Consider the following 4,830-nt stretch of genomic DNA (forward strand, 5'->3'; position numbering starts at 1 on the left):
GTTCGCCACCGCGGATGCCGCCGAAGGCGTGCAGTCGTTCATCGAGCGTCGCAAAGCCCATTTCCAGGGGCGCTAACGCGGTTAGGCTCAGCCCAGGCGATTGAAAGGCGTCAGCGATGGGCCACTACAAGAGCAATGTGCGCGATCTCGAGTTCAACCTCTTCGAATTGCTGGCCTTGGACAAAGTGCTGGCCGACGACGCATTCGGAGACCTCGACGGCGAATCGGTGCGAGAGATGCTTTCCGAGGCCGCCCGGTTGGCCGAAGGGCCGGTCGCCGAGTCGTTCGCCGAAAGCGACCGCCATCCGCCGACGTTCGATCCCGACACGCACGTCGTGAGCCTCCCTGAACCGTTCAAGAAGTCGCTGAGCGCGTGGCGCGACGGCGAATGGTTCCGGGTCGGCCTCAACGAAGACGTTGGCGGTGTGCCGGCGCCGTCGATGGTGGCTTGGGCGGTCAACGAGTTCGTGCTCGGCGCCAACCCCGCTGTGTTCATGTTCCTGGCCGGGCCGTTTATGGCGAACATCCTCTACGGGATCGGCAATGAGCAGCAACGGCATTGGGCAACAATGGCGATCGATCGCAACTGGGGCGCGACGATGGTGCTCACCGAACCCGACGCCGGTTCCGATGTCGGCGCCGGCCGGACGAAGGCGACCGATCAGGGTGATGGCACCTGGCACATCGACGGCGTCAAGCGGTTCATCACCAGTGGTGACAGTGACGACGTCTTCGAGAACATCCTGCATCTGGTGCTGGCCCGGCCCGAGGGTGCGGGGCCGGGCACCAAGGGTCTGAGCCTGTTTGTGGTGCCCAAGTTCCTGCTTGACCCGGAGACCGGTGAGCCCGGAGAGCGCAACGGGGTGTTCGTCACGGGGCTGGAACACAAGATGGGCCTGAAGGTTTCGGCCACCTGCGAACTGACCTTCGGGCAGCACGGAGTCCCGGCCACGGGATGGCTGGTCGGCGACAGCCACAACGGCATCGCGCAAATGTTCAAGGTCATCGAGTATGCCCGAATGATGGTGGGCACCAAGGCAATTGCGACATTATCGACGGGCTACCTCAATGCGTTGGAGTACGCCAAGACTCGGATTCAGGGCGCTGACCTGACCCAGATGACTGACAAGACCGCGCCGCGGGTCACCATCATTCACCATCCCGACGTGCGTCGGGCCCTGATGATGCAGAAGTCCTACGCCGAAGGCCTGCGCGCGCTCTATCTCTTCACCGCCGCCCACCAGGACTCGGCGGCGGCCGCCATCGTGTCCGGCGCCGACCCGGAGTTGGCGGAGCGGGTCAACGATCTGCTGCTGCCGATCGTCAAGGGCGTGGGTTCCGAGCGGGCCTATCAAACGCTGACCGAATCACTGCAGACATTTGGTGGGTCCGGCTTCCTGCAGGATTACCCCGTCGAGCAATATATTCGCGACGCCAAGATCGACAGCCTCTACGAAGGCACCACCGCGATTCAGGCGCAGGACTTCTTCTTTCGCAAGATCGTTCGCGACCAGGGCGCGGCACTGGGCCACCTCGTCACGCAGATCGAGTCGTTCATCGACAGCGAGGAAGCGCGCCCCGAACTGGTCGACGCCCGCAAGCAGTTGGCCACCGCCGTCGACGACCTGCAAGCCTGGGTCGCCACCATGACTGGGTATCTGATCGAGTCCCAGCAGAGCGCCAGCGAGCTTTACCGAGTGGGTTTGGAGTCGGTGCGTTTCCTGCTCGCGGTCGGTGACCTGCTGATCGGCTGGCTGCTACTTCGGCAGGCGGAGACAGCGCTGACGGCACTCGACGGCGACCCGTCACCGGCCGATAGCGCGTTTTATGCCGGAAAGGTCACCATGGCAAACTTTTTCGTCAAGAACGTGCTGCCGCGCCTGACTGCTGAACGCGAGATCGCGGCCAATGTCGATCTCGCGGTCATGCAGCTTCGCGAAGAGGCGTTCTAGGAGCTCGAGTGTGCGTCTAGCCGCACACTCGAGCTCGAACGCTCCGCTGGCCGCACACTCGGCGGCGAAGAGCTAGGCGTCGGTGGTGTAGCCCATCGGCATCAGCACGCTCTTCTGCTGGGTGAAGTGCTCGACGCCCTCCGGCCCGTTCTCGCGACCGATGCCGGAGTTCTTGTAACCGCCGAACGGACAGCAGGGGTCGAACGCGTACCAGTTGATCGCGTAGGTGCCGGTGCGGATCTGCTCGGAGATCTCGATGCCGCGCGGCACGTCGCTGGTCCACACGCTGCCGGCCAGCCCATACGCTGAGTCGTTGGCGATCTTGATCGCGTCCTCTTCGGTGTCGTAGGGAATGATGCTCAGCACCGGTCCGAAGATCTCCTCCTGCGCGATCGTCATGCTGTTGTCGACGTCGGCGAACACGGTCGGTTGCACGTAGAAGCCGTTGTCCAGTCCTTCGGGACGGCCACCGCCGGTCACCAGTCGGGCGCCCTCCTCGATGCCCTTGGCGATGTAACCCTCGACACGGGCGCGTTGCTTCTCCGAGATCAGCGAACCGATCTGCGCACCCGCATCCGACGGCGGCCCGACAGGAAGCGAGGCCGCGAAATTGCCTACCGCCTCGACGATTTCGTCGTACCGCGAGCGTGGAGCCAGGATGCGGGTCTGGGCCACACAGGCCTGCCCGGTGTTCATGATCCCGGAGAACACCAACATCGGAACCGAGGCGGCCAGGTCGACATCCTCGAGCAGGATGGCTGCCGACTTTCCGCCGAGTTCCAGGGTGCACGGCTTGAGCATCTCGGCGGCGCGCTTGCCGATCTCCTTGCCGACGGCCGAGCTTCCAGTGAAGGAGAAGATGTCGATGTCGGGGTTGGACGTCAGCGCCTGCCCCGTCTCGATCCCGCCGGGGACGATCGACAGCACGCCCTCGGGCAACCCGGCCTCGGCGAACACTTCCGCCAAAGCATTTGCGCTCAGCGGTGTTTCGGCGGCCGGCTTGAGCACGACCGTGCAGCCGGCCAGCAGCGCTGGGCCCAGCTTGTTGATCGCCAAGAACAGCGGCACGTTCCACGCCACGATCGCGCCCACCACGCCGAGCGGCTCACGATGGACGATGGTCTGCCCGTAGCCGCCGTTGCGGACTTCCTGCCACGTGACCTGATCGACGGCGGGGCCGGCGAAGAAGTTCAGGCACCCAATTCCACTCATCCACTGCATGGTCTCGAGGGACATCGGCGGCTGGCCGGTTTCGTCGCCGAGCAGCTTGATGAAGAGGTCTTTGCGCTCCTCCATCAGTTTGAGCGCGCCGGCGATGACCGCCGCCCGCTCCTTCGGCGGTGTCGAGGGCCATGGGCCGTGGTCGAAAGCGTTGCGGGCCGCGGCGACCGCGGCGTCGACGTCGGCTGCCGCCGCCAACGGCACCTTGCCGACGTACTCGCCGGTGGCCGGGCAGTGCACCTCGATGACTTCAGACGTCGACGGCTCCGTCCACTTGCCGCCGATGAACAGCTTGTCGTACTCCGTTGTAGCTTGCTCCGTTGTGACGTGGGTCATGGCCGCCACCATACCCAAGCCGCAGCGAAACGAGAACACGTTTCATTATCGCGGCTGGAGCACCAGCACGAGATTGCTCACGAGGAACTCACGCAACACCGGTATTGCCGTCAAGCCCCATGCCCATTTGGGGTGGTAGCGCGGGAACGTCGCGATCAGCGCCCCCGTGCTGGCGGCCCAGTCCAGGCCGTCCGCCGCGGACACCGCGAACAACGACGACCCGTAGTTGTTCTTGGCCGGGTGGCCGTGTTTGCGGGCATACCGTGCGGCGGCGCGGGCGCCGCCCAGGTAATGAGTCAAGCCCGTCTCATGGCCGCCGAACGGGCCGAGCCAGACCGTGTAGGACAGCACGACCAGGCCACCGGGCCTGGTGACCCTGAGCATCTCGCCGCCGAGTTGCCAGGGCCGCGGCACGTGCTCGGCGACGTTGGAGGACAAGCAGATGTCGACGCTGTTGTCGGCGAAAGGCAGCGCCATGCCCGACGCACGGACGAACGTTGCGCTTTCTCGCGGCAAAACCGGCCCCGCAGCGTGCATTTCACTCGGGTCCGGCTCCACGCCGACGTAGCGGACCCCGGCGGCGGCGAAGGCTGTGCCAAAGTATCCGGGCCCGCCACCGACGTCGAGCAAGCTGCGACCGACCGGGCGCTCGCCGTGGATGCCCTGCCAGAGGTCGCCGACCATGTCCGCCGTGTCGACGGCCAGCGGGCCGTAGAACCTGGCCGGGGCGGGCTGCTCGTGGCGAAAGCTCGACAGCAGCCGCACCGAGCGGCGCAACGTCGCCCGCCGCGCGAACAGGTCAGTCACGGCCACCGGCCAACCCTAGAGCCCCCGCATCGCTAGGCTGTCCGGATGTCTGGTGTGCGCTCGGTGCTGCTTTTGTGCTGGCGCGACACCGGACACCCCCAGGGCGGCGGGAGTGAGACCTACCTGCAGCGCATCGGCGCCCAGCTGGCTGCTGTCGGCGTCGACGTGACGCTGCGGACCGCGCGCTACCCAGGCGCGGCGCGGCACGAAATCATCGACGGCGTGCGAATCCGTCGTGCGGGCGGGCGGTACTCGGTCTACGTGTGGGCGCTGCTGGCGATGGCGGCGGCCAGGCTGGACCTCGGACCGCTGCGACGGGTGCGACCGGACGTGGTCGTCGACACCCAGAACGGTTTGCCCTTCTTGGCCCGGCTGATCTACGGCCGGCGGGTCGCGGTGCTGGTGCACCACTGCCATCGTGAGCAGTGGCCGGTGGCGGGCTGGTTCTTCAGCAGGCTCGGCTGGTTCGTCGAATCGTGGTTGTCGCCCAAGCTGCATCGCCGCAACCAGTATG

Annotated in this window: 4 protein-coding genes; 2 read left to right on the top strand and 2 right to left on the bottom strand. The window is 65.8% G+C overall.

The genetic code is table 11. The features are described 5' to 3' along the window. Positions 1-116 precede the first annotated feature (116 nt). Complete coding sequence (locus WAN02_RS23420; RefSeq protein WP_422266864.1) at positions 117-1,952, top strand: acyl-CoA dehydrogenase; 1,836 nt, start codon at positions 117-119, stop codon at positions 1,950-1,952. A gap of 72 nt (positions 1,953-2,024) precedes the next feature. On the opposite strand, the gene WAN02_RS23425 is transcribed toward WAN02_RS23420, so the two are convergent. Together WAN02_RS23425 and WAN02_RS23430 are read right to left on the bottom strand one after the other, a co-directional pair. Then, positions 2,025-3,509, bottom strand: a complete 1,485-nt coding sequence (locus tag WAN02_RS23425; protein ID WP_422266866.1) for an aldehyde dehydrogenase — start codon at positions 3,507-3,509, stop codon at positions 2,025-2,027. 45 nt (positions 3,510-3,554) lie between these two features. Further along, the gene (locus WAN02_RS23430) at positions 3,555-4,322 is read right to left on the bottom strand and encodes a class I SAM-dependent methyltransferase (protein WP_422266868.1); all 768 of its coding nucleotides are present in this window, start codon (positions 4,320-4,322) and stop codon (positions 3,555-3,557) included. 39 nt (positions 4,323-4,361) lie between these two features. Here WAN02_RS23430 and WAN02_RS23435 point away from each other — a divergent pair. After that, positions 4,362-4,830 (top strand): glycosyltransferase (locus WAN02_RS23435; RefSeq protein WP_422266870.1); only part of this gene is annotated, 469 nt, incomplete at its 3' end.

The organism is Mycobacterium sp. (assembly GCF_049281135.1).
GTDB lineage: Bacteria > Actinomycetota > Actinomycetes > Mycobacteriales > Mycobacteriaceae > Mycobacterium.